The 24,382-nt window shown below is 59.7% G+C and carries 28 protein-coding genes; 4 read left to right on the top strand and 24 right to left on the bottom strand.

Features of this window, described 5'->3' with window-relative positions; all coding sequences use genetic code 11:
* The 3 genes from LAB08_RS07000 (at position 1) to LAB08_RS06990 (ending at position 2,043) form a co-directional block, all read left to right on the top strand.
* Entirely contained in the window at positions 1-1,206 is a 1,206-nt protein-coding gene (locus LAB08_RS07000) for an MFS transporter (protein ID WP_096512900.1), read from the top strand.
* Positions 1,207-1,290: 84 nt separating this feature from the next.
* Entirely contained in the window at positions 1,291-1,629 is a 339-nt protein-coding gene (locus tag LAB08_RS06995) for a hypothetical protein (RefSeq protein ID WP_096512901.1), read from the top strand.
* A 33-nt stretch (positions 1,630-1,662) separates the two neighbouring features.
* Complete coding sequence (locus LAB08_RS06990; RefSeq protein WP_096512902.1) at positions 1,663-2,043, top strand: Rho termination factor N-terminal domain-containing protein; 381 nt, start codon at positions 1,663-1,665, stop codon at positions 2,041-2,043.
* Positions 2,044-2,159: 116 nt separating this feature from the next.
* Here the strand turns inward: LAB08_RS06990 and LAB08_RS06985 are convergent, their stop codons facing one another.
* The 21 genes from LAB08_RS06985 to LAB08_RS06885 all read right to left on the bottom strand — a co-directional run bounded on the left by LAB08_RS06985 (position 2,160) and on the right by LAB08_RS06885 (position 20,365).
* Entirely contained in the window at positions 2,160-3,089 is a 930-nt protein-coding gene (locus LAB08_RS06985) for a PfkB family carbohydrate kinase (RefSeq protein ID WP_096515529.1), read from the bottom strand.
* Entirely contained in the window at positions 3,082-4,548 is a 1,467-nt protein-coding gene (locus LAB08_RS06980) for a purine-cytosine permease family protein (protein ID WP_096512903.1), read from the bottom strand. The genes LAB08_RS06985 and LAB08_RS06980 overlap by 8 nt, the downstream gene beginning before the upstream one ends.
* Positions 4,549-4,752: 204 nt before the next feature.
* Positions 4,753-5,751, bottom strand: a complete 999-nt coding sequence (locus LAB08_RS06975) for an ADP-ribosylglycohydrolase family protein (protein WP_096512904.1) — start codon at positions 5,749-5,751, stop codon at positions 4,753-4,755.
* On the bottom strand, positions 5,748-6,461 hold the full coding sequence (locus LAB08_RS06970; protein ID WP_096512905.1) for a GntR family transcriptional regulator: 714 nt from the start codon (positions 6,459-6,461) through the stop codon (positions 5,748-5,750). Before LAB08_RS06970 ends, LAB08_RS06975 begins: the two co-directional genes overlap by 4 nt.
* A gap of 177 nt (positions 6,462-6,638) precedes the next feature.
* On the bottom strand, positions 6,639-7,199 hold the full coding sequence (locus LAB08_RS06965) for a DUF1285 domain-containing protein (RefSeq protein ID WP_096512906.1): 561 nt from the start codon (positions 7,197-7,199) through the stop codon (positions 6,639-6,641).
* Between the two features lie 15 nt (positions 7,200-7,214).
* The gene (locus tag LAB08_RS06960) at positions 7,215-7,823 is read right to left on the bottom strand and encodes a DUF4823 domain-containing protein (protein WP_096512907.1); all 609 of its coding nucleotides are present in this window, start codon (positions 7,821-7,823) and stop codon (positions 7,215-7,217) included.
* A 195-nt stretch (positions 7,824-8,018) separates the two neighbouring features.
* A complete protein-coding gene (locus tag LAB08_RS06955) occupies positions 8,019-8,987 on the bottom strand; it encodes a GTP 3',8-cyclase MoaA (RefSeq protein WP_096512908.1) in 969 nt (322 codons plus the stop codon).
* Positions 8,988-9,125: 138 nt separating this feature from the next.
* Positions 9,126-9,764 carry a TetR/AcrR family transcriptional regulator gene (locus tag LAB08_RS06950; RefSeq protein WP_034149949.1) on the bottom strand — a complete coding sequence of 213 codons (639 nt, stop codon included), beginning with the start codon at positions 9,762-9,764 and terminating at the stop codon, positions 9,126-9,128.
* 342 nt (positions 9,765-10,106) lie between these two features.
* Positions 10,107-10,892, bottom strand: coding sequence for a TatD family hydrolase (locus LAB08_RS06945; protein WP_096512909.1), 786 nt, complete (start codon positions 10,890-10,892; stop codon positions 10,107-10,109).
* Positions 10,893-10,906: 14 nt separating this feature from the next.
* A complete protein-coding gene (locus LAB08_RS06940; protein ID WP_096512910.1) occupies positions 10,907-11,263 on the bottom strand; it encodes a PilZ domain-containing protein in 357 nt (118 codons plus the stop codon).
* A gap of 42 nt (positions 11,264-11,305) precedes the next feature.
* Positions 11,306-12,292: a DNA polymerase III subunit delta' gene (locus tag LAB08_RS06935; RefSeq protein WP_096512911.1), complete on the bottom strand. Its 987-nt coding sequence runs from the start codon at positions 12,290-12,292 to the stop codon at positions 11,306-11,308.
* On the bottom strand, positions 12,285-12,917 hold the full coding sequence (gene tmk / locus LAB08_RS06930; RefSeq protein ID WP_096512912.1) for a dTMP kinase: 633 nt from the start codon (positions 12,915-12,917) through the stop codon (positions 12,285-12,287). Before tmk ends, LAB08_RS06935 begins: the two co-directional genes overlap by 8 nt.
* Before the next feature lie 19 nt (positions 12,918-12,936).
* Positions 12,937-14,199 (bottom strand): endolytic transglycosylase MltG, encoded by a 1,263-nt coding sequence (mltG, locus tag LAB08_RS06925; RefSeq protein ID WP_096512913.1) that lies wholly within the window; start codon positions 14,197-14,199, stop codon positions 12,937-12,939.
* Between the two features lie 3 nt (positions 14,200-14,202).
* Positions 14,203-15,018, bottom strand: a complete 816-nt coding sequence (gene pabC, locus LAB08_RS06920) for an aminodeoxychorismate lyase (RefSeq protein ID WP_096512914.1) — start codon at positions 15,016-15,018, stop codon at positions 14,203-14,205.
* Positions 15,018-16,262, bottom strand: coding sequence for a beta-ketoacyl-ACP synthase II (gene fabF / locus LAB08_RS06915; protein WP_096512915.1), 1,245 nt, complete (start codon positions 16,260-16,262; stop codon positions 15,018-15,020). The genes pabC and fabF overlap by 1 nt, the downstream gene beginning before the upstream one ends.
* A 109-nt stretch (positions 16,263-16,371) precedes the next feature.
* Entirely contained in the window at positions 16,372-16,608 is a 237-nt protein-coding gene (acpP, locus tag LAB08_RS06910) for an acyl carrier protein (RefSeq protein ID WP_003175607.1), read from the bottom strand.
* A gap of 196 nt (positions 16,609-16,804) precedes the next feature.
* Positions 16,805-17,545, bottom strand: a complete 741-nt coding sequence (fabG, locus tag LAB08_RS06905) for a 3-oxoacyl-ACP reductase FabG (protein ID WP_096512916.1) — start codon at positions 17,543-17,545, stop codon at positions 16,805-16,807.
* A 16-nt stretch (positions 17,546-17,561) separates the two neighbouring features.
* Positions 17,562-18,500 (bottom strand): ACP S-malonyltransferase, encoded by a 939-nt coding sequence (gene fabD / locus LAB08_RS06900; RefSeq protein WP_096512917.1) that lies wholly within the window; start codon positions 18,498-18,500, stop codon positions 17,562-17,564.
* A gap of 126 nt (positions 18,501-18,626) precedes the next feature.
* Positions 18,627-19,637: a phosphate acyltransferase PlsX gene (gene plsX, locus LAB08_RS06895; RefSeq protein WP_096512918.1), complete on the bottom strand. Its 1,011-nt coding sequence runs from the start codon at positions 19,635-19,637 to the stop codon at positions 18,627-18,629.
* Between the two features lie 4 nt (positions 19,638-19,641).
* Positions 19,642-19,824 carry a 50S ribosomal protein L32 gene (gene rpmF / locus LAB08_RS06890; protein WP_003179396.1) on the bottom strand — a complete coding sequence of 61 codons (183 nt, stop codon included), beginning with the start codon at positions 19,822-19,824 and terminating at the stop codon, positions 19,642-19,644.
* Positions 19,825-19,837: 13 nt separating this feature from the next.
* The gene (locus LAB08_RS06885) at positions 19,838-20,365 is read right to left on the bottom strand and encodes a YceD family protein (protein ID WP_007942001.1); all 528 of its coding nucleotides are present in this window, start codon (positions 20,363-20,365) and stop codon (positions 19,838-19,840) included.
* 106 nt (positions 20,366-20,471) lie between these two features.
* On the opposite strand from LAB08_RS06885, the gene LAB08_RS06880 reads away from it, so the two are divergent.
* Positions 20,472-21,050 carry a Maf family protein gene (locus LAB08_RS06880; protein WP_096512919.1) on the top strand — a complete coding sequence of 193 codons (579 nt, stop codon included), beginning with the start codon at positions 20,472-20,474 and terminating at the stop codon, positions 21,048-21,050.
* A gap of 94 nt (positions 21,051-21,144) precedes the next feature.
* Here the strand turns inward: LAB08_RS06880 and LAB08_RS06875 are convergent, their stop codons facing one another.
* Genes LAB08_RS06875 through rluC form a run of 3 tightly spaced genes read right to left on the bottom strand, consistent with a single transcriptional unit; the run spans position 21,145 to position 23,770 of the window.
* Complete coding sequence (locus LAB08_RS06875) at positions 21,145-22,134, bottom strand: S49 family peptidase (RefSeq protein WP_096512920.1); 990 nt, start codon at positions 22,132-22,134, stop codon at positions 21,145-21,147.
* A 24-nt stretch (positions 22,135-22,158) separates the two neighbouring features.
* Positions 22,159-22,821, bottom strand: coding sequence for an HAD-IA family hydrolase (locus LAB08_RS06870; RefSeq protein WP_096512921.1), 663 nt, complete (start codon positions 22,819-22,821; stop codon positions 22,159-22,161).
* A complete protein-coding gene (gene rluC, locus LAB08_RS06865; protein ID WP_096512922.1) occupies positions 22,808-23,770 on the bottom strand; it encodes a 23S rRNA pseudouridine(955/2504/2580) synthase RluC in 963 nt (320 codons plus the stop codon). Before rluC ends, LAB08_RS06870 begins: the two co-directional genes overlap by 14 nt.
* Positions 23,771-24,382 lie beyond the last annotated feature (612 nt).

Below are 24,382 nucleotides of genomic sequence, written 5' to 3'. Positions count from 1 at the left end.
ATGTCTACCGCAACACCCCCCGTCTCCGGCAAGTTGTTCGGCCTGTTTTGCCTGGCCAGTTACCTGCTCTCGCTGTCCTACGGTTCGACCTTTTTGCTGTCCCTGCTGATCGGCTCGCGCGGGGGTAACGAGCACGATGCCGGCAGCGTGATTTCGGCGGCGATGCTCAGCACTTTTGTTGCGGTGATTGCCTCCGGACACCTGTCCGACCTGCTTGGCGCGGCACGTTCGGTGGCACTGTTCGGCGTCCTGCTGGTGGCCGCCAGCCTGGGTTTCGCACTGACGCCGGGCTTCGGCAATCTGTTGCTGTTTTTCGGGCTGCTGCTGGGTTTGGGCTGGGGCGTGTTCTACACCCTCGGGCCGATCATCGTTGCAAGCCTGGTCACCCCCTCGCAGCGCGCCAAATACTTTGCCTTGTTGTCGGGCAGCATGATGACCGGGATCGGCAGCGGCCCATTGCTGGGACGCGCCGCGAGCGCCCTGGGCTATCCGGTGACGGCGGCGTTCTATCTCGCCGCGCTGGCGAGCCTGATTGGCGTGCTGCTGTTTTGGCAGTTGGATCGACACTTGAAAAACGCCTCGTTGCAATCGACCACGGTGTCACGGATTTCCTGGCTCGCCGCGGGGCAAGTGCTGTCGTCCCGGGCGCTGTTCCCGATCATCATGGTTGGCTTGGGCGGTTGTGTTTTCGGTGGATTGTCGAGCTTCCAGACCAGCTATGCCGCGGCACGCTCGCTTGACTATTCGCTGTTCTTCCTGGGCTTCATGAGTGCCGCGATCAGCAGCCGCATGCTGATCGCCGGCATCGTGGTCAAGCGCGATCCGTTGCGTGCGTCGTGCGTGCTGTCGGGGCTGATGATGGGCTCGATCCTGCTGTTTGGCTTCGTGGTCGACAATGGCTTGAGCTACTTGCTTGCAGCGGTGATGCTCGGTGTCGGTTACGGGCTGACTTATTCGGTCATCAACGGCTTGGCCGCCAATGAAGCACCGAATGGCACCACCGCACAGTCCTTGCTGCTGTTCAGTTTGTCGTATTTCATCGGTGTATTCGGCTTCCCGCTGCTCGCCGGAAAAATCATCGTCGAGCACGGGATGGCGACGTTGTTGCTCACCGTGCTGGCGATCGCCTCGATCAACTGGCTGATCACAGTGGCTCGCCTGATCTGGCGCAGGGTCGTCACCGCCAGGGCATTGCAACAGGCCTGAACCATTCGTCGTTCATCAGGCACCAATTCGAAACGGGGGCGGACCAACATCAGGTAAGGACTCTAAATCAAGGGAGACACCTCCATGATCTTGTCCCGGCTGACCGCCCTCACCCTCGCCGTCCTGCTGTCCCCGCTCGCAATCGCCGCGACCTACACGTCCGGTACCGGCCCGACCAACCCGGTCGAAAGCCCCAAGGCACCCGCCATCCAGAGCGCCCCCGGCATGAACACCAATGGCACGGGCGTCGATAGTAGCCTGCCACCGTCCACCGGCACCGACCCGCGGACTCAAGGCAATGACGCGGGCCGTCAGGGCGGTTTGAACCTGCCGGATACTCGAACACCCGATAACGCCGGCTCTGGCATCGGTTCGAAAACCACTACCGGTGGTTCGGACTCCGAAGGCGGCGTGAGCCAGTAATCGGGTTTGCCAACATAAGCCAGGAGAAATCCCATGCCTCGTGGAAGCAAAGACAAATACACCGCCGAGCAGAAACGTAAGGCCGAGCACATCGAAGACAGTTATGAGCGCAAAGGCGTGTCCAAGGACGAAGCCGAAGCGCGGGCCTGGGCCACGGTCAACAAGCAGTCTGGAGGCGGCGAACGGGCCGGTGGTTCGGGCCGCAAGAAGCCGGCCAGCGCCAAGTCGCAAGACCGCAAGGAGTCGGCACGACGCGCGGTGGCGAGCCGCAAAGGGCATTCGCGCAATAGCCAGGCTTCGCGTGATACGCAGACCGTGGACAGTTTGAGAAAGGAGGCGCGGGCGAAGGATATTCCGGGGCGGTCCGGCATGCGTAAACAGGAGTTGATCGAGGCGTTACGCAAGGCTGGATAGAGCCAGATTCATGTGTTGAATTTTTGGGCCCCTTCGCGAGCAGGCTCGCTCCCACAAGGGATTTGTGTCGTTCACAGATCCCCTGTGGGAGCGAGCCTGCTCGCGAAAGCGATGGATCAGGCGCCGAAGGTCTTCCTGATTAATTCGTCCACCTCAGCAGCCCCCGGCGAAGTCGCAGGCCCCCACCGAGTCACTGCCAACGCGGCCGCCGCATTCGCCCGACGTGCCGCATCGAACGCCGACAACCCGTGCGCCAACCCCGCCACAAACACCCCGGCATGGGCATCACCAGCGCCATTGCTGTCTACCGCTTCGACCTTGAAGCCCGGCACATGTCGACGCTCGGAACCCTGACTGATCCAGCAACCTTGCGATCCGTCGCGCACCACCATCAACACCTTGGCCGGCAGATGCCCGGCCAGGCGAGCCAGCGCTTCACCAATGTCCGACGCCCCGGTAAACCGCAACGCCTCGACGCTGTTGCTGGTCCACAAATTGATGCGCGGCAACAAGACGTTCATCAACGGCGCATCCGGCGAATCCACCAACGGCCCCGGATCGAACACCACGTTGATGTCGCTCGGCAGGTCCAGCACCCAGTCCACCAGCGCCTGTGCCTTGCCGACATGCAGCAGGCTATAACCACTGACGCAGACATAATCCCCCGCCTCGGCCGGTACGCTGGCCAGGTCTTGGGCCGTCACTTCGCCTTCGGCACCGATGTAGGACACAAAACTGCGCTCGGCTGAAGCATCGGTGATCGCCACGCATATCCCCGTATCGCGCTCGGCGGGATGAGCGATACCGATGTGGATGCCTTCGGCGAGCATCGCTGCGCGGGCCAGGTCGCCGAAACGCCCTGTGCCGTGGCGACCGAGGTAGACCACCGGCAAGCCATTACGCTGCGCGGCGGCCATCACGTTGAAGCCGCCGCCCGCCTCGAAACTGGCGGACTGCGCCAGCGCGTCACCGCCTGCTTGCGGCAGCTGATCCACAGCCATGACCAGGTCGATGATGACCTGGCCGGTATACAACATCTTAGGCATGAGCATTCTCGACCCGCGCAGCGCGACGATCCTTCGCCCCGCCAAGTACAAAGTAAATCCCGCCGGCGACCACAAAGGTCACGATCCAGCCGAGGCCGTTATGGCCCAACCAGGAGTCGGACAGAAAGCCTTTGAACCAGACATTTTCCGCCGTGGTGCCAATGGTGGTGAAGCTGAAACCGAGCACGATTGCCACCGCCCAGGCACCGAACGCGCGCCATTCGACGCCACCGCGATACCAGTAAGCGCTGCTCGGGCTGACGTCCAGCAAATCTACGGGGCTGTAATAATGACGATGAATCAGGTCGACGACGAAGATCCCGACCCACGCCGTGATTGGCACCGCCAGCAGCGAAATGAAGGTAATGAACGGACCGTAGAAACTGTCTGCGATCAGCATGAAGTAGATGGAGCCGGCGAAGATCGCGACGATATCCACCACCACCGCGTAGACACGCTTGACCTTCAGGCCGAGGGTCAGCGTGGTCAGGCCGGCGGAGTACACCGACAGGTTATTCGACAACAGCAGGCCACCGAATGCGGTGATCAGGTACGGCACGGCCATCCAGGTCGGCAACATGTCACGGATGGCGATGATCGGGTCGGTAGCCTGGGCCAGGTCGTTGTTGCCTACCGACAGCAGGCCGCCGAGGGTGATCAACAGGACCAGCGGAATGCCCGCGCCGAATGCCGCCGACGCCACCAGGCGCACGGCTTTGACGCTGCGGTGCTGATAGCGCGACATGTCCGCGCCGGCGTTGGCCCAACCAATCCCGGTGCCAGCCGCCATGGTGCCGATACCGATGATCATCGCGCTCATTGGCGCAGGCGTGGCGTTGAACACCGCGCTCCAGTCGATGGTGGCGCAGAGGAAGCCGCCGACCAGGATGTTCAGCGCGCCGAATACGTATGTCGCCCACTTCTTAATCACCAGCAAGGTGGCGTGACCGAGGCCGGACACCGACAAGGTCAGGAGCACGAAAATCGCGATGAACACCAGCGTCAGCAGTGGCGCACTTTTCGCTTCCACCGGCGAGCCGAACAGGATCGAGCACAGCGACAGCAGCACGAACGCGGCCGTGGTGGTGTTGACGGTTTCCCAGCCCAGGCGTGACATCAGTGACACCAGGGTCGGGCCGATGTTTCCGCGCACGCCGAAGATGGCACGTGACAGCGTCAGGCTTGGAGCGCGGCCACGACGACCGGCGATGGAGATGATCCCGACCACGGCGAAAGAACCCGCAGCGCCAAGGATCGCGACGATGATCGCCTGCCAGATCGCCAACCCGCGAAAGGCCACGAGGGTCGCGCCCAACGGTAGGCCAAGGATGGAAATGTTGGCCGCGAACCAGACCCAGAACAGCTGCAACGGATGCCCCTTGCATTCGGCTTCCGGCACCGGCTCGATGCCACGGGTTTCCAGTTGCCCGGCGTTTTGCCCGGCGTTCGATGAACTCATGAAAAATGCTCCTGTTGCCATTTTTTGTGGTTGTGGGCAATGAGGGAAATCGACTCAACATACCGGCCGTCCTGGCCTTGTTGGTGCTTTCCATTGCGGGATATCAAATTAAATCGGCGGTGCACCCTTCGCGAGCAAGCCCGCTCCCACAAGTACGGTGTCCCCCCTGTGGGAGCGAGCCTGCTCGCGAAGACGCCAGTCCAGTCAGCGCAAAGCCAAAAGCCCCTGCACCAACGGCTCCAGCTCCAGATCATTGACGGCCTTGACCTTCTCGATCATCGCCACCGGCCAACACTCGAGCCCCAGGCAAGCCCCCAGCATCGCCCCCAGAATCGCCGCGATGGTATCCGTGTCTCCCCCCAGGCTCGCCGCCATGCACAGCGCTTCGAAGGCATTCATTTCACCGATGGCCACTTGCTGGGCCAGGGCAAACGACACGACCACCGACTCCTGGGAAGCCACCGAGGTGCCGATCACGTCGTACAGCAAATCGGCGAGCATCCGCTTGTCGCTGTCGACGCTGATGGTCCGCGCCCAGCTGATGCGCGATGCGATGCGTCCACCGGCAACCCAGTGGCCACGGCTTTGCGCTTGCTGGGCGATTTGCTGGCCGAGGTTCAACGCCTCGCCCAGGTCCAGGCCGTTGATTCCGGCCGAGACCACCGCCGCCACCGCCGCCGCGCTGGAAATGCCCAGTGTGGTGTTATGGGTGACCTGGCAGGCCTGCACCACGGCGTCGATGAAGCGTTCGGGATCGGCCACGTCCGCGGCAATCCCGACGGGTGTGATACGCATTGCCGCGCCGTTGGTGGTGCCATAGCGCCCCGCCTCTTCCGGCGAATGGCCCGCGAGGATCATCTCGATCGCGCGTTTGGTCGAAGGGCCGAGCAGATCCTGCGAGCCCTTGGCCTGCATCCCGGCTTCCCACTCGATGAGCCGCCGGGCGAGCAGCGCCGGTTCGATCCGGCCCTTGCCGTCGAGCAACAGCTGGCCAACCAGGACTGCCTGCTCGGTATCGTCCGTGATCGAGCCCTTGGGCATGTTGGCGGCAATCGGCTGATGGGGACCGGCGTCCTGCAGGTCAATGATTTCGCCGAAGCGCGCCTTGATCTCGTCGCGGCTCAGGGATTGAGTCGGCATACCCAGCGCATCGCCCAGGGCCAGGCCGTAGAACGCGCCCAAGGCACGATTGAACGCAGTCATCTCATCGTTCCAAATTGCAGGTGCAGACGGAAATGCACAGGATCGAGCAAGCTTTCCACCTGCTCCATGAAGCGGTTTTGCCGGTCGTAGGTGGTGCGCAAGGCCTTGAGGAACACCGTGCCGACCGGACGCCCCAGCAATTCGGCGTCTTCGGCGTTCAAGGGTTCGGCGCCGATCCATTGATCGCCGCGTTCACCGATATAGCCGTAGGCGGCCAGGGTGATGGTCAGGGAGTTGTCGATCAAACCGACCCGCGGCAGGCTTTCCAGGCCTCCGGTGGCGGGCATCAATGAACGTTCGAGGGAAACCAGCGTGCCGTCATTGGAACGGCGACGACGGTCGAGGGTGATGAATTGGTCGGTGCCGAAACGTGGCAGCAGGTCAGGACGGGTCACCGCCTCCAGCCGCAGCACTTCGGTATTGACCAGCGCGCCGCTGTCGGCCAGGGCCTGGGCCCAGCCGCTGCGCTGGTCGAGCGCCACACCGTCGAACGTGACGATGGAGCCCACCCCGCTTTGCGTCGCGATGTAGTTGCGCCGTTTCAATTCGGCCAGGGCTTCACGCAAAGTACCTCGGCTGACTTTGAATTCTTGAGCCAACTGATGCTCGCCCGGCAGATGAAAACCGTCTTCCAGTAGACCGCTTTCAATGCGCCGGATGAGTTCGTCGACCACCCGTTGTTTCTTGTCGAATCGTACCTGTCTAATCATGTACAAATTGATACCCGAATCGGGTTGGGGCGGGCAAGGGATATTTGGGGGGAAGTGACGGAAGGGGGGAAGCCAATAGTGGCTGTAACGCGGACTGTAGGAGCTGGCTTGCCAGCGAAGGCGGTGCATCAGCCGACATTTGCATTGACTGATCTGCAGCTCCCACAGGGTTATGTGTCAGGGCTCAAGACCGATGCGGAAGAACTCGCCGCCGCTCCAAACACCGAGCCAACGCTGCCCGTCGATCTCACGACTCACTGCCAGTTCCACCAGCTGATAGAACACGTTGCGATGTATCAACGCTTCAAGGTTGCTGCGCACATGCACATAAGGCGCCGGCTCTTGAGTGTCGGGATCGATCATCACGCGAATCGGGTGCTCGGCACCGGCCTCGGCGGTCTCATCGACGTTGGTGGTGAAACGCAGGACTTGCGCCTCGCCCGCGCCTGACACCTCCAGTGCAATCGCCACAAAGGGTGCGTCGTCGACCTTGATGCCGACTTTCTCGACCGGGGTAATGAGAAAGTAATCATCGCCGTCGCGGCGAATGATGGTGGAGAACAATTTGACCATCGGCTTGCGCCCGATCGGCGTGCCCAGGTAATACCAGGTGCCGTCGCGGGCGATGCGCATGTCGATGTCGCCGCAAAAGTCGGGGTTCCACAGGTGGACCGGTGGCAAGCCTTTGGTTTTGGGGATTTGCCCCAACAGGTCGTTGGCTTTTTGCGGGCCACTCATGGCGATCTCCTTGGATTACTGGTCACTGAGCCCTAACAGGCCACGAGCATATTGCTCAAGCGGCGGGCCCATCAGGTCTTCTGGTTTTTCATCGTGGAACGTCAGCAAACCGCCACGACTCTTGATACGTGCAGTATCAATCAAATACTGGGTGCTGGTCTCGATCAACATGATCTGAATCACACCGGTGTCGATGCCGAGGCGATCCAGGGCTTCCTGATCCAGCCACTCATCCGAGTTGCCGATACGGTCATCGGACTTGGCAAAACGGGTATAGAGCAAGTAATGGGCTCCGACCGCACGGGCTTCGCTCATGGCCTGGTCAAGACCTTCCGGCGTGTGCGCGCGGCGGACCATCGGGAAGTATTCGACAAAACCGTCGAAGGCGACTTCGGCGATCACGTTAGGTCGAGGATAAATCGCGCTGCCCGGCGGCACAAAGGCGCCTTGGGCAATGTAGACAAACGAGTCCGGCTGAATGCGCAGATTATTCACGCGGCGGCTGTCGCTATGATCCAGCAGACCTGCGTCGCTCATATGGTAGCGAGTCCCTTCGGCCATATCGCTGACATTCATGCAGCCACCGAGCGCCAAAACGGCCAGCAGCAAAACCAGGCTACGCATCCTATCCTCCAGAGGCCGGTGACGGAAAACCGGCGAATGGCCATTGGATGCAGATTTTGCGCCAGCTCGTGATCTTCGGCGGCAGGTGAAATGCAATCGCGGGCAAGCCTTGCTCCCACAGGATTTCGAGCGGCCACAGTTTTTGTGACCTAATCCAATCCTGTGGGAGCAAAGCTTGCTCGCGATGAGGCCCGATCAGCCGCCAATAATCTTCATGACGGTGGCACCACCGGAAAACGCCACTTCCTGCTTGTCACCCAAGGCTTTCACCAAGAGTCTCTGCAGGGCAGGCAATGCCTGATGACGCGGTTTGTCCAGCAAATCGCCGATATAGTGGCGGTTGCTCGACGACAAACAGCCATGCAGCCATCCCGTGGAAGAAAGGCGTAAACGGGAACAGGTACGACAGAACGGCACGCTTTCGTTGGCGATCACGCCGAAATGCCCCAGTCCCGGAATTTCATAACGCACCGCCGTCGCATCCACCGGCGCATCAGCCTGCAGATACTCATAGCGTTCGCCGATCAGGCTCAGCAACTGTTGAAGGCTGACGAACTGTTGCAGGAAAGCGTTGGAGTCGCTGGCCAGGTGGCCCATGCGCATCAGTTCGATAAAGCGCAACTCGTAGCCACGCTCCAGGCAGTAATCGAGCAGCGGCATCACCTGATCGAGGTTCTGACCGCGTAACGGCACCATATTGACCTTGATCTTGATGCCGGCCGCACGGGCCTGAACCATACCGTCGAGCACAGTGGCCAGATCGCCGCCACGGGCAATGCCGCGGAATGCACTGGCGTCCAGGGTATCGAGGGAAACGTTGATGCGCCGAATGCCAGCGTCCACCAGCAACGGCAGCTTTTTCGCCAGCAATTGACCGTTGGTGGTCAGGCTGATGTCTTCCAGCCCCATCTGTCCGACAGCGGTCATAAAGGCTTCGAGTTTCGGGCTGACCAGCGGCTCACCACCGGTGATGCGTAAGCGCTCGATGCCCGCGGCTTCGATCAGATAGGCCACACCGCGCGCCATGGCTTCGGCCGACAGCTCATCCTGCGCAGCTACCAGCCGCTTCCCGTTGGGCACGCAGTAGGTACAGGCGTAATTGCAGGCTGAGGTCAGGCTGACTCGCAAATTGCGAAAACGCCTGCCTTGACGATCAACGATCATGATCACTCCGGCGGAAGAATATTCGGACCGCTAAAAATTGACTGACAAATCAAGTTTTAGCAAGTCCCACGCCTGAGTATATTCCTGCGGTAAGGCGCCAAGTAGCGAAATAATGGCGCCATCAGGCTGCTGAATGGCTCAGCTGCTCGGGGTGTCGGTGTCGCGCTTGCGCTTGTTGCCCATGCGCACGCCGATGTCCATCAGGAACTGGAAGAAGCCTTCCTGATCTTCCAGCACATTGCTCCAGAACGGCGAGTGGTACAGCGCCACGGCACCATGCACCAACGCCCAGGACGCGCAGTAATGGAAGTAAGGTGGCACGTCTTCGAGCTTGCCTTCGCTGATCCGGCCCTTGATCAGCAAGGTCAGGCGTTCGAAGTTCGAAGCACGGATCTTGTGCAGTTCCTCGATCATCTCCGGCACCTGGTTGCCCTTCACCACCTTTTCTTCCAGGCGATCGAACAAGCGATACCGTTGCGGATCGCGCATGCGGAATTCGAAATAGGCGCGGGACAGGGCTTCTTTGTCCTTGTCGACGTCGGCGGAGTGCAGCAACTCGTTCAAATCGCGCTCGTAGTCGAGCATCAGGCGCAAGTAGATCTCGGCCTTGGATTTGAAGTGCTTGTAGATCGTGCCTTTGCCGATACCGACGGCATCAGCGATCATCTCGACGGTGACGCTATCTTCACCTTGTTCGAGGAACAGCTTGAGCGCGGTATCGAGAATTTCTTGCTCGCGGCGACGAAACTCACGGACCTTACGAGGTTCTTTATGCATAAGAAAAGGTCTGTAGGGGTCAAAATTCGAAGCCGCGTATTATGCCTAAATTGCGCAAAAATGCACGGATCATCCGACCATATCTGTGTTTCTTGATGATTTCCCGCAGGGTCGCCACTGGATGAGAACTCTTCTGAAGCGCCCGTATTCCAAATTTGTTTAAAAACCGGGGCCGACAAACTGGACTGGGTGAAATACTGATCAATACTTGAACTGTCGGCGGGGCATCTCCCCCAAGTGTCGCGCCGATATTGGTACCAACGGACCGCGTACCATTGTTTTACTCCTAATGGTCTTAACCCGGATTCACCCCCCAGAACCCGGGTTTTTTTTGCCTGCGATTTAACCTTTCACATGTGCCAGCGGGAACAGCCGCTTGAAATTCTCCGTCGTCTGCTCGGCAAATCGCTCATAGGTCTCACCCCGCAACATTGCCAGAAATTCCGCTACTTCGCGTACGTACTGCGGCAGGTTCGGCTTGCCACGGTGCGGGATCGGTGCCAGGTACGGTGAGTCGGTTTCCACCAGCAAGCGGTCGGCCGGCACCTTGCTCGCCACATCACGCAACGCGTCCGCATTGCGGAATGTGACAATCCCGGAGAGGGAAATGTAATACCCCATGTCCAGAGCGGCTTTCGCCATGTCCCAGTCCTCGGTGAAGCAATGCAGTACGCCCGCCTGGGGCAGCGCCGCTTCACGCAACAGGTTCAAGGTATCGGCGCGGGCGCCACGGGTATGGATGATGACCGGTTTTCCGGTCTGCTGCGCGGCTTGCAGGTGCAATCTGAAGGACGCTTGCTGCAGCGCTGCCGCTTCCGGCTCGTAGTGGTAGTCCAGGCCGGTTTCACCGATGGCGACCACGCGCGGATGATTGAGCTCCTGCAACAGCCAATCCAGCGCAGGCGCCGCACCGGGTTGCACATCCAGAGGATGCACACCAACCGAGCAATCGACATCGTCATAGCGCTCGGCCAGGGCTTTGACGTCGGCGGCGTTGTCGGCACTGACGCCGATACACAGGAAGTGCCCTACCCCGCGCTGGCGGGCCGCATCGAGGGCAGCATCCAGGGAGCCGTCATGGGCGGCAAGGTCGAGGCGATCAAGGTGACAATGGGAATCTACGAGCATAAAAGGGCTGCAACTTACATCGTATGAGTGGGACGGTCGGACTTCAGGGCTCCGGCCAGGTAGGTTTCGATTCGACTGCGCGCGGTGTCGTCGCCTTCATTGAACTGCACGCCGACGCCAGCGGCGCGGTTACCCTGGGCGCCTTTCGGGGTCACCCAGGCGACCTTGCCGGCCACGGGGATCTTGTCCGTCTCGTCAAACAAGTGCAGCAGCATGAATACCTCATCGCCCAACCTGTAACTCTTGTTGGTCGGGATAAACAGGCCACCGTTCTTGATGAACGGCATGTAGGCCGCGTACAGCACTGACTTGTCCTGGATGGTCAGGGACAAAATGCCATTGCGCGGCCCGGAGCTGACGGGTTCATTCATGCTGACCTCCACGGCTGATGCTCAGAGTCTAGGCGTGAACGGTTATCTCTGGGTAGGCAAAGACGCCCATTGCACCAGCAGCGCCTCCAGCAACAACACCCGATTGAGGTTGGCCTTGCTCAGCACTTTCTGGCGCTGGGCGAGGATCCAGTCCTGGATGTTCAGGACCTTATCCTGCCCGGTTTTCTGCGCCAGGTATTGAATCACCTTGCGCATGTCCGTCAACCCGAGCCCTTCTTCATCCTGGGTCAATTGATAGCGAAGGATCAGGCTCGACCAATCGCAGAACCAGTCGAACAGCAGCAACAACGGAATCGCATTCCAGCCTTCGGCCAGTTGCGTCGGCGATTGCTGTTGCTTGAGCAGCTTCTTCACCCCATCGACCACCTGTGCGCGCTGCTCGCGCACGCCTTGGGCGTGCAGGTTGACGGCGGCCAATGGCGAACCGGCAGCCAGGGTCAGCAATTCGATGCGCTCTTCTTCCGAGCAGTCCGGCAGTGCCTTGGCCAGCCAGGCCAGACTCATGGCTTCACTCGGCAGCGGGCAAGCCTGTTGCACACAGCGGCTCTTGATGGTCGGCAACAGACGGCTGGGCTGATGGCTGACCAGGAGCAATACCGTATCGCCTGACGGCTCTTCCAGGCTTTTGAGCAAGGCGTTGGCGGCGTTGATGTTCATCGACTCGACCGGCTCTATCAACACCACCTTGCGCCCGCCCAGTTGCGCGGTCTGAACCACGAAGCTGACCAGATCGCGAACCTGATCGACCTTGATCGCCTTGTCGGCCTCTTCAGGTTCCAGAATGTAGTTATCGGGGTGGCTGCCGGCCTTGAGCAACAGGCAGGATTTGCATTCGCCACACGCACCCTGAGCGGTTGGGCGCTGGCACAGCAAACTGGCCATCAAGCGCTCGGCCAGTGCCCGTTTGCCGATCCCGGCCGGGCCATGCAACAGATAGGCATGAGCGTGCTGCGCACGACCGGCCAACTGCTGCCACAAACCGTCCTGCCAGGGATAGGCTTCAGCCACGGGTCAACTCCAGCAGACGCGGCAACAAACCATCCAGCGATTGCTGAACCTGTGCCAGCGGTTGCGCGGCGTCGATCAGCACGTAACGTGCCGGCTCCGCCGCCGCACGCTTGAGGAAGGCACTGCGCACGGCATCGAAGAATGCCCGACCCTCCAATTCGAAGCGATCCAGGCGTCCACGGGCACTGGCTCGGGCCAGGCCCACCTCAACCGGCAGGTCGAAGATCAGGGTCAGGTCGGGACGCAGATCGCCCTGAACGAAGGTTTCCAGCGTGGCAATACGTTCCAGTGACAAGCCGCGGCCGCCGCCCTGGTAAGCGTAGGTAGAATCGGTAAAACGATCACACAGGACCACGGCACCGCGGGCCAGTGCCGGGCGAATCACCTCGGCCAGGTGTTGTGCACGTGCAGCGAACACCAACAGCAATTCAGTGTCCGGATTCATCACTTCGTCGACCGGCGCCAACAGCACTTCGCGGATGCGCTCGGCCAGGGGCGTACCACCCGGTTCGCGGGTCAGCACAACCTCGATCCCGGCGGCACGCAGGCGCTCGGCGAGGTATTCGCGATTGGTGCTCTTGCCAGCGCCTTCGGGGCCTTCAAGAGTAATAAACAAGCCAGTCACAGGCAGTCCTTAGTCAGAGTCATTGCGGGCTTTTCGGGGCGTTTGCTTCCGGCTCGGGGGCGGACGCAGGTGCAGGTTCAGGCGCGGGTTCTTGCGGCGGTACCGACGGCAGAGCCTCGGGCGCGGTATCGGGCGAAGCGGCCGGGATCGGTGTCTGATCCTGTTCAGCCTGAGTTTGCCGCGCCTGGGATTCGGACTCCCCAAGCCGGGATTCCTCAGCCGGGGTTTGCGGTGTTTCAGGTGCGGTGACCGGCGCCGGGCTGGAGCGATAATCGGCGCGACGCTTGAGCTGGAACTCTCGCACGGCGTTGTTATGGGCGTCCAGGTCATCGGAGAACACGTGGCTGCCATCACCGCGTGCAACGAAATAAAGGCTGTTGCCCGCCACGGGATTCAGTGCGGCATGAATTGCCTCGCGACCGACCATCGCAATAGGAGTCGGCGGCAGACCGGCAATCACATAAGTGTTGTACGGCGTCGGCTCCTTGAGATGGGCGCGAGTCAACTTTCCGCTGTATCGATCACCGAGGCCGTAGATCACCGTCGGATCGGTCTGCAACAGCATGCCGATCGCCATGCGCCGCACGAACACGCCGGCAATCTGCCCACGCTCCTGCGGCACGCCGGTTTCCTTCTCCACCAGCGAGGCCATGATCAGCGCTTGATAGGGTTCCGTGTACGGCACATCGGCCGAGCGCTGATCCCATTCCTTGGCAAGCACTTCGTCGAGGCGGTCGTAAGCTGTTTTCAGCAACTCGGCGTCGGTCATGCCACGCACGAAGCGGTAAGTGTCGGGGAAGAATCGCCCCTCGGGGAAAATCCCGGTGTGGCCGAGCTTGTCCATGACCTGGCTGTCGCTCAAGCCGGCAAGGGTATGCTCGAGCTTTTCCTCTTTGGCCAGGGCTGCACGGACCTGATGGAAATTCCAGCCCTCGACCAGGGTCACGCTGTACTGCACCATTTCCCCACGCTTCCACAGTTCGATCAGACCTTCGACGGTCATGCCGGGAACCATGCGGTATTCGCCGCTGTGGAGTGGCTGTTTAGGCAGGTTGAAACGCCAGTACACCCGCAACCAGAAAGCGTCCTTGATGACGCCATCGGCTTCGAGTCGCAGGAAAGTGCGATTGGGCGTGGTGCCTTTGGGCACCTCCAGCAGCTTTTCCTGGGTTATGTTCAGTGGCTGGACCAGCGCCGAATGAATTTTCCAGGCGGAAGCGCCCAACATCAGCCCCGCCAGAACCAGTCCGGTTTCCAGCAGCAGCAAGAATTTACGTCTCACGTATCAAGCATCCAGTAGCGCACGGGCAATGGTTTGGAGTTTACGGGTGAGCGGCCCAACCGGCCAGCTCAGTGCGGCATAGGCATGCACCGGCCAAACGCCATACACGCTGTTGCAGACAAAGACTTCGTCAGCGCCTTGCAGCTGCTCAAGCGAGATATCGGTGATTTGTATGGGGATGCCCAAAGATTCGGCCTGAGACAATAACTCGGCACGCATCACACCTTCTACACCGCAGCAGCTCAAATCCGCTGTGATCAACACGCCGTCACGCACCATGAACAGGTTACTGAACACGCCCTCGATCACGCGACCGGCCTGATCGAGCATCAAGCCTTCGGCATGTTCGGTGTCCTGCCATTCGGCGCGCGCCATCACCTGTTCAAGACGGTTCAAGTGCTTGAGCCCGGCGAGAAGGGGTTGAAAGGAAAGTCGTGTGGTGCACGGGAACAGGCGAATGCCCTGCTCTGCATGGACGGCCGGGTAAACCGCAGGAGGATTGCCCGACAGGATACGACGGGCCTGGGCCGAAGGATCGAAAGCGTAACCACGCAGGCTGTCGCCACGGGTAACGATCAGTTTGAGTACACCTTCGTTCAGTTGCTCGGCATAGGTCAACACTTCCGCGACCACAGCAGCATGATCCAGATTGATAGCCAACCGCCGGCAGCCCCTGGCCAGCCGCACCAGATGACGATCCAGCAGGACTGGAAAGCCATCATGCACGGCAATGGTCTCGAACAGACCATCGCCATAAGCCAGGCCGCGATCTTTCAGCGACAGAGCGTCAGCCGGCTGACCATCGACCCAGGTGTCCATCAGCCTGCGAACCGGCGGAACACCAGCGAGCCATTGGTACCGCCAAAACCGAAGGAGTTGGACAGAACCACATCGATATCCATGTTGCGCGCGGTGTGAGGTACGAAATCGAGATCACAACCTTCGTCCGGCTCATCAAGGTTGATGGTTGGTGGCGCTACCTGGCTGTTGATCGCCAGCACGCTGAAGATCGCCTCGACCGCACCCGCCGCACCCAGCAGGTGACCGGTCATGGACTTGGTCGAACTGACTGCCAGTTTGTAGGCGTGGTCGCCAAACACCGACCTGATCGCATTGGCTTCGGCCAGATCGCCTGCGGGAGTCGAAGTGCCGTGGGCATTGATGTATTGCACTTGGTCGCCATTGATCTTCGCATCGCGCAAGGCATTGGTGATGCAACGCGCAGCACCCGCGCCATCGGCTGGCGGCGAAGTCATATGGTAGGCGTCGCCACTGGTACCGAAGCCGATCAGCTCGGCATAGATGGTCGCGCCGCGGGCCTTGGCGTGTTCCAACTCTTCCAGAACCAGCGCACCGGCGCCATCGGACAGCACGAAGCCATCACGGCCCTTGTCCCATGGACGGCTGGCACGGGTTGGCTCGTCGTTACGGGTCGACAGTGCACGGGAGGCACCGAAGCCGCCCATGCCCAGACCGCAGGCCGCCATCTCGGCACCGCCGGCAATCATCACGTCGGCTTCGTCGTACATGATGTTGCGGGCAGCCATGCCAATGCAGTGTGTACCGGTGGTACAAGCCGTGGCGATGGCATAGTTGGGCCCCTGTGCACCCAGATGGATCGACAGGAAGCCGGAAATCATGTTGATGATCGAGCCAGGCACGAAGAAAGGAGAAATCCGTCGTGGACCGGTCTCGTGCAGCGTGCGGCTGGTTTCTTCGATATTGGTCAGGCCGCCGATACCCGAACCCATGGCAACGCCGATGCGCTCACGGTTGGCGTCAGTGACCTCCAGGCCGGCATTGCGTACTGCCTGAAAGCCTGCGGCCAGACCGTACTGAATGAACAGGTCGAGTTTGCGAGCTTCCTTGACCGACAGGTACTCCTCGACATTGAAGCCCTTTACCGAGCCGCCAAAACGGGTGGAATAGGCAGAAAGGTCGGTGTGTTCGATCAGACCAATGCCACTGCGGCCAGCCAGAATGCCCTGCCAACTGCTCGGCACATCCGTGCCCAGTGGCGACAACATACCCATACCGGTGACTACGACGCGTCTACGCGACACAGCACTCTCCTTTTTTCAAATGACGACTTTGCATCAGGCCTAAAGAAAAAACCGCACGCCAAGTGGCAGTGCGGTTTTTTCCATGACAGCGAGCAACGATTACAAACTATTACGCCTGGTGGCTAGTAACGTAGTCGATTGCAGCTTGTACGGTAGTGATCTTCTCGGCTTCTTCGTCAGGGATTTCGGTCTCGAATTCCTCTTCCAGAGCCATCACCAGCTCAACGGTGTCAAGGGAGTCAGCACCCAGGTCTTCAACGAAGGAAGCGGTGTTGACCACTTCTTCTTCTTTAACGCCCAGTTGCTCGGCAACGATTTTCTTGACGCGCTCTTCGATGGTGCTCATACCTTGTTTTCACTCCTAATGGACAAATTCAGGCAGCTGGCCAGTGGGTAAGTGTATAGAAAGACTTTTCAGCTTTTCAACTGAAAGCTTCACTCCTCAAACCCGGTGACCCTCTGCCTATAAATAGATTGCAGCTTTATAACGGATTTTAGACAGCTCGTATGACATTTTTTTGAAGCAATCCGTCACATTTAACTTACATGTACATCCCGCCGTTCACCGGGATTGTAGCCCCGGTCACGTAGGCTGCACCGTCGGATGCAAGAAAAGCGACCACAGACGCGATCTCTTGAGCTTGCCCCAGACGACCCAGCGGAATCTGCGTCTGCAAGGCTTCACGCTGCGCTTCCGGCAGTTCGCGAGTCATATCGGTGTCGATGAACCCTGGGGTCACCGAGTTGACCGTAATCGAACGCGAACCGACTTCACGTGCCAGCGCACGGCTGAAACCTTCCAGACCGGCCTTGGCGGCGGCATAGTTTACTTGGCCTGCGTTGCCCATGGCACCCACAACCGAACCAATACTGATAATTCGTCCCCAACGGGCCTTGGTCATACCGCGCAAAACACCCTTGGACAGGCGATACAGACTGTTCAGGTTGGTATCGACGACGTCATACCATTCGTCGTCTTTCATGCGCATCATCAGGTTATCGCGGGTGATACCGGCATTATTCACCAGGATCGCCGGTGCGCCGAACTGCTCCTGGATGCTCGCCAACACAGCCGACACGGATTCGTCGCTGGTGACATTGAGCTCCAGGCCAGTGCCCTGAATGCCGTTTTCCTTGAGGGTGGCGGCAATGCGCTCGGCACCCGAGGCAGAGGTCGCGGTGCCGACAACGATGGCACCCTGACGACCCAGTTCCAGGGCGATAGCCTGGCCGATACCGCGGCTCGCACCGGTGACCAGTGCAACTTTACCTTGCAGACTCATGCAAGTTTCTCCTGATTCAGGCCAGCGCTGCGCGGGCGGCAGCGAAAGCATCTGGGGTATTGAGATTGGAAGTCGATACGCCATCGGCGCAGCGTTTGTTCAGGCCAGCCAGCACTTTGCCAGGGCCGCACTCGACCAGATTGGTCGCGCCCTTGGCTGCCAGCGCCTGGACCGATTCGACCCAGCGAACAGGCTTGTAAAGCTGCTCAAGCAGGTCGCGCTTGAGGGTTTCCAGATCAGCCGGCACATCGGCACTGACGTTCTGTACCACTGGGATTTGCGGCGCTTGCCAGTCGATTGCGGCGATGGATTCGGCGAAACGTTCGGCCGCCGGACGCATCAATTCACAATGGGATGGCACGCTGACGGGCAACGGCATGGCGCGCTTTGCACCACGAGCCTTGCAGCCTTCGATGGCGCGCTCGACCGCAGCCTTGGCACCGGCAATAACCACTTGGCCCGGGGAGTTGAAGTTGACGGCACTGACCACGTCACCTTGCGCCGCTTCGGCGCAGGCCGCCAGGACGTCGGCATCCTCCAGCCCCAGGATGGCAGCCATGCCGCCTTGTCCTGCCGGTACGGCTTCCTGCATCAGTTGACCACGGCGCTCGACCAGCTTCACCGCATCGCCCAGGCTCAGACTGCCCGCCGCGACCAGTGCGCTGTATTCACCCAGGCTGTGACCGGCAACGTAAGCCGGGCGCGCGCCACCTTCGGCCAGCCACAGGCGCCACAGGGCGATCGAGGCGGTCAGGATGGCCGGCTGGGTTTTATCGGTTTGATTGAGTTGCTCTTCCGGCCCTTGCTGGGTCAGTGCCCACAGGTCGTAACCCAGAGCATCGGAAGCTTCTTTGAATGTTTCGAGGACAACCGGATGTTGCGCGCCCAACTCGGCCAGCATGCCGAGGGACTGCGAACCCTGTCCTGGAAAGACGAATGCGAGGGAAGCAGACATGTAACAAGCCCCTAATGATCTTGTCGTCGGAGAATTGACGTCCCGCTTGGGGGGACGCAAGAAACTGACAGTTGGATGGCCAAATGAATTGAGCGGTCACATTTAAGCATTGTCCGACGAAAACGCCTAAAGCAACAAATCCTCCAGACGACCGTGAATACGCTGCGGCAGGTTTTCCTGAATCTCGATCAAGGCACGGGAAATTGCACTCTGAAACCCCTGCACCCCGGCAGAACCGTGGCTTTTTACGACGATACCCTGCAACCCGAGGAAGCTGGCACCGTTATGCCGCGCAGGCGCCAGGTCGGCCTGCAGACGCTTCATCAGCGGCAAAGCCAATGCACCGACCATGCGCGACGGCAGGCTCTTCTTGAACAACGCCTCGATGCGCCCGGCAATCATGGTCGCCAGCCCCTCACTGGATTTGAGCAGGATGTTGCCGACAAAACCGTCGCACACCACCACATCCGCCTCGCCACGGTACAAACCGTCACCTTCGACGAATCCGATGTAGTTAATACCACGTGCGCGTTGCAGCAAGGTTGCAGCCAGCTTGACCTGCTGGTTGCCCTTGATGTCTTCGGTGCCGATGTTCAGCAATGCCACGCGCGGACGAACGATGCCCAGGGTTTCCGCTGCAACCGAGCCCATCACCGCAAACTGCAGCAGATGCTCGGCGCTGCAATCGACATTGGCACCCAGATCGAGCAACTGGCAATAACCCTTCTGCGTCGGAATCGCTGCAACCATAGCTGGCCGGTCAATCCCCGGCAGGGTCTTGAGCACGAATCGCGACAGCGCCATCAGCGCCCCGGTATTGCCGGCACTGACAATGGCCTGGACCTTGCCGTCGCGCAACAACTCAAGCGCCACGCGCATCGACGAATCGGGCTTTCCGCGCAGGGCCTGTGCAGGTTTTTCATCCATGGTGATGACTTCGGACGCCGGTGCAATCGACAAGCGCGCGCGATCCACAGCCGATTGGCCAGCGATCAATTCTTCAAGGAGGGAGGGTTGACCGACGAGGGTCAGATGCAACGAGGGCGTAGCAGACAGACAAGCAATGCTGGCCTGAACAATGCTGCGGGGACCGAAGTCCCCGCCCATTGCGTCAATCGCGATGACTTGAGCGGACAAGTGATTACTCGTCAGCGCCCTTGTCGATCACTTTACGGCCACGGTATACGCCTTCTGGCGATACGTGGTGACGCAGGTGAACTTCACCGGTGGTTTTTTCTACAGACAGGGTGCTAGCCTCGAGAGCGTCGTGCGAACGGCGCATGTCACGGGCAGAGCGGGATTTTTTGTTCTGCTGAACAGCCATAATTGATTAACTCCTAAACGTTTGGGTCACGCTTTAACTGCGCCAATACACTGAACGGGTTGGACCGCGTTACCTCGTCCTCGCTCGGTTCGGGCTCATCTGCTCCCGCCGGCTGCTGGCATTCTTCCGGATGATGAGCAGGCACAATGGGCAAGGCGAGCAGAAGCTCCTCCTCGATCAGTGACTGCAGATCCAATGGATCTTCGCCCAGTTCCAGCACGTCATAACCTTTCGGCAACGACTGGGTATTCGCACCCTCCTTCACCACAGCATAACTGCATTCGCTATGGATCGGCAGGGTGACCAGCTCAAGACAACGCTGGCAAACCATTTTGACTTCAGTGTCGATAAAGCTGTGGATGACCACAGATTTACGTTCATCTCGTTCAAAAACGAATTTAGCCTGCACCGTACCGACATTGTCGGAAAGCGGGTCGCAGAGTCTCTCCAAATCGGCCAGCAGCATTTCACCTTGGAGGGTGGTGCCACGGTCAGCCAATTTGCGCGGGTCAACGTGAGGTGGAATCGGGTCATTCAACATAGGCGCAGCATTATAGGGATGCACCCGCCCATGTCAAAGGAAATTCAGCCCTGTCCGTCACTTGCAAGGCTCCGCTAGAATCCGAACCTGCCTTCAGGAGATACCCATGCTGCCTTTATTACTCGCTTCCAGCTCGGTCTATCGCCGGGATTTGCTGGCCCGCTTGCGGTTGCCGTTCATCTGCAGCTCACCAGACATCGACGAAAGCCATCGCCCTGGCGAGTCCGCCGTCGATCTGGTGAAACGCCTCGCCGAGGCAAAGGCACGGGCACTGAGCGACAGCCATGGCGCTCACCTGATTATCGGTTCCGACCAGGTTGCCGTGCTGGGCGACAGGATCATCGGCAAACCCCACACCTTCGAAAAAGCCCGCGAACAACTGCTGGCCGCCAGCGGCGCCAGCGTGAGCTTTCTGACCGGCCTGGCCCTGTTCAATAGCCAAACCGGCCATTGCCAGGTCGATTGGGTGCCCTTCACCGTACACATGCGCACACTCGACACGGCACGCATCGAACGCTATCTGCACGCGGAACAGCCCTACGATTGCGCTGGCAGCTTCAAGGCCGAAGGCTTGGGGGTCAGCCTGTTCGAGAGCACAGAAGGCCCTGATGCCACCAGCCTGATCGGTTTGCCATTGATCCGACTCGTGGACATGTTGCTGGCCGAAGGCGTGCCAATCCCCTGAAAGCAAAAGATCGCAGCCTTCAGCAGCTTCTACGAGGATTCACATCCACCTGCAGGAGCTGCCAAAGGCTGCGATCTTTTGTGCAACCGGACCGTTAGTGCAACGATGGACCGCTAAACCCCATCCACATGGCCAAATGCTCGGCAACGCTGGCGCCCAGCTTCTTGGAGAAGCGATCGAACGGCGATTCCTGAACGGTGAAGTCCACCAGCTCTTTCTCGCCGATCACATCACGCGCAACCGAACTGGCATTGCCCAGGCCATCGATCAGCCCCAGTGGCAGTGCCTGCTCGCCGGACCAGACCAGCCCGGAGAACAGCTCCGGATGCTCCTTGTCCTTCAGACGGTCGCCACGGCCTTGCTTGACGCTATTGATGAACTGTTTGTGAGTCGTATCGAGCACACCCTGCCAGAAGGCGGTTTCTTCAGGCTTCTGTGGCTGGAACGGATCGAGGAACGACTTGTGCTCGCCGGCATTGTAGGTGCGACGTTCGACACCCAGCTTTTCCATGGTACCGACAAAGCCATAGCCCGCCGCAGTCACACCAATGGAGCCCACCAGGCTCGCCTTGTCGGCGTAGATCTGATCGGCAGCACTGGCAATGTAGTAAGCACCGGAAGCACCGAGATCGGAGATCACCGCATACAATTTGGTATCCGGGTGCAGGCCGCGTAGACGGCGGATTTCGTCATAGACATAACCCGACTGCACCGGACTTCCGCCCGGGCTGTTGATACGCAGGATGACACCCTTGACCTTGTCATCCTCGAAGGCGGCACGCAGGCTGCCCACGATGTTGTCAGCACTGGCCGGCTCCTTGTCGGCGATCATGCCGGTCACGTCAATCAGCGCCGTATAGTTACCGCTGCGAGTGGCCGCCTTTTCCATGTCCATCAATGGCGAGAACAGCGCCAGCGCAATAAACAGGTACACGAAGGTCAGCAGCTTGAAGAAAATGCCCCAACGACGGGACCGGCGCTGCTCCTGCACACTAGCCAGCAGTGTTTTTTCCAGCAGCTTCCAGCTTTTTTCGTCACCGCTCTCTGCGCTCGCCCTGGCAGGCGCTTTCCATTCGTCGGCCATACTATCCACCCCGGCAAAAACTTATTAAGCCCGCTGACTCAGCCAGGCATGCAATTCTGAAAAGCGGTCAATGGCCAGCCGCGGCTCGAACAACTTCAGCGCCTCGATCGACTGGGCACCATAGCTGACAGCCACCGAATCCATGCCGGCATTGCGCGCCATCTGCAAATCGAAAGACGAGTCGCCAACCATCAACGCCTGCTCCGGGCGAACCTCGCAATGGGCAAGAATCTGCTCAAGCATCAACGGATGCGGCTTGCTGGCGGTCTCATCGGCTGCACGAGTGATGTCGAAGTAATTTTCCCAACCGTGAGACTTCAGCACCCGATCCAGCCCGCGACGCGCCTTGCCGGTCGCCACAGCCAGATGATAACCCTCGGCACGAAACGCCTCGATCGACTCGACCACCCCTTCGAACAACGGAGACGGCACTGCCTCCGAAGCGATGTAGTGGTCCGCATAATGCTGACGAAACGCTACCAGTTCGGCATCGCCGATATCGGGATACAACGTGCGGATCGCCTCGGGCAACCCCAGGCCGATGATGCCTTTGACGGCAAAATCATCGCGCAATTCAAAACCGGATCGCTCGGATGCCACATGCATCGCCTCGACTATCCGACCAATGGAATCGGCCAGCGTGCCATCCCAATCGAAAATCAGCAGCTTGTAATCAGATGGGTGCACTCAGGCGCTCCACGGTCTTGGCCCACATTTCATCGACTGGCGCCTGGAGCTTCAGTTCGCCACCATCAGGCAGCGGCACGGTCAGCATGTAGGCGTGCAGGAACAGGCGCTTACCGCCCAGCTCACGGATTTCCTTGCTGAAATCGTCATCGCCGTATTTGGTGTCGCCGGCGATGCAGTGCCCGGCGTGCAAGGTATGGACGCGAATCTGGTGAGTCCGGCCGGTAATCGGCTTGGCTTCGATCATGGTGGCAAAGTCACCGAAGCGGCGCAGGACCTTGAACACGGTCACAGACTCCTTGCCCTCCTCCTCGTCGACCTCGACCATTCGCTCACCGGAGCGCAGGTTGCTCTTGCCCAGCGGCGCACGGATTTGCTTGATCGAAGACGCCCAATTACCGCGAACCAGCGCCATGTAGCGCTTGTCGACGCCATCGCCGCGCAGTGCCGTATGCAAGTGACGCAGCATGCTGCGTTTTTTGGCAATCATCAGCAGGCCTGAGGTATCACGGTCGAGACGGTGAACCAGTTCAAGCTCCTTGCAATCCGGGCGCAATTGGCGAAAAGCTTCGATCACCCCGTAATTCAAGCCACTGCCGCCATGCACGGCAATTCCGCACGGCTTGTTGACCACGATCAGCGCCTTGTCTTCATAGACAATCGAGGCTTCGAGGCGCTGCAGCAGCCCTTGGGCGAGGGGCACCGGCTCGTCACGTTCAGGCACGCGAACCGGCGGCACGCGCACGATATCGCCCGCCTGCAGCTTGTATTCGGGCTTGATCCGGCCCTTGTTCACTCGCACTTCGCCTTTGCGCAAAATGCGGTAAATCAAGGTCTTGGGCACGCCTTTGAGCCGAGCGAGAAGGAAGTTATCAATACGTTGGCCGGCATATTCCGGCGAGACCTCAAGCAGTTGTACGCCTGGGGTCGGGGGGGCAGTAGTCGTCATGGCGCGGATGATATCAATTTTTTATGGAATTGAAGCACTTAATCATTACTGCTATAGTCGCGAACGTCGCCAAAAGCGGCCTGGACAGCGGACCAACGGTCAAAAACCGGCCCTGACCAACGCAATTCACCAGGACGCGAGGCCGTCCTACGGGGCTTTCGCTACGTAACGGTGGAGTTTTCAGCTGTAACGAGCGCAGGTGACATGAGGCCTGAATCACGCCGCAAAGCAGAGTTTTCACTCGCCACGCGAGCCCATATTCACGGCCAGTTCACAAAGTGCAGTCAGCTGCGAATGACCCCGAGCGAACACTTCGGAAACAACGCCTAAATTAGCCATGATGCGTGACCTCCCCTTTCAGAGCTCACGGTAAATGCCAACCCGCTGCGGATTCTGCGCGCGGCAGCACCCGAATTATCAGGGATACGTGTAGGGTGGAGATGCACAACCGCTGGACTGTGTAGCAATAGGCTTTATCAAGACGCTTCATCTCGTCCACAGCCGCCGGTTGATTCCTCCTCCTGACTGAGTGCTTAAGTAGCCACAGCAAGCAGGACGCGTACGTCGCGATGCAGGCCCACATTGGCCGGACATCGCTGGACACGGGAATGG

The sequence above is a fragment of the Pseudomonas izuensis genome (genome assembly GCF_002356535.2).
In the GTDB taxonomy this organism is placed as follows: Bacteria; Pseudomonadota; Gammaproteobacteria; order Pseudomonadales; family Pseudomonadaceae; genus Aquipseudomonas; species Aquipseudomonas izuensis.
The sequence above is the reverse complement of the archived record's forward strand: the minus strand, read 5'-3'. Positions and strand labels throughout refer to the sequence as shown.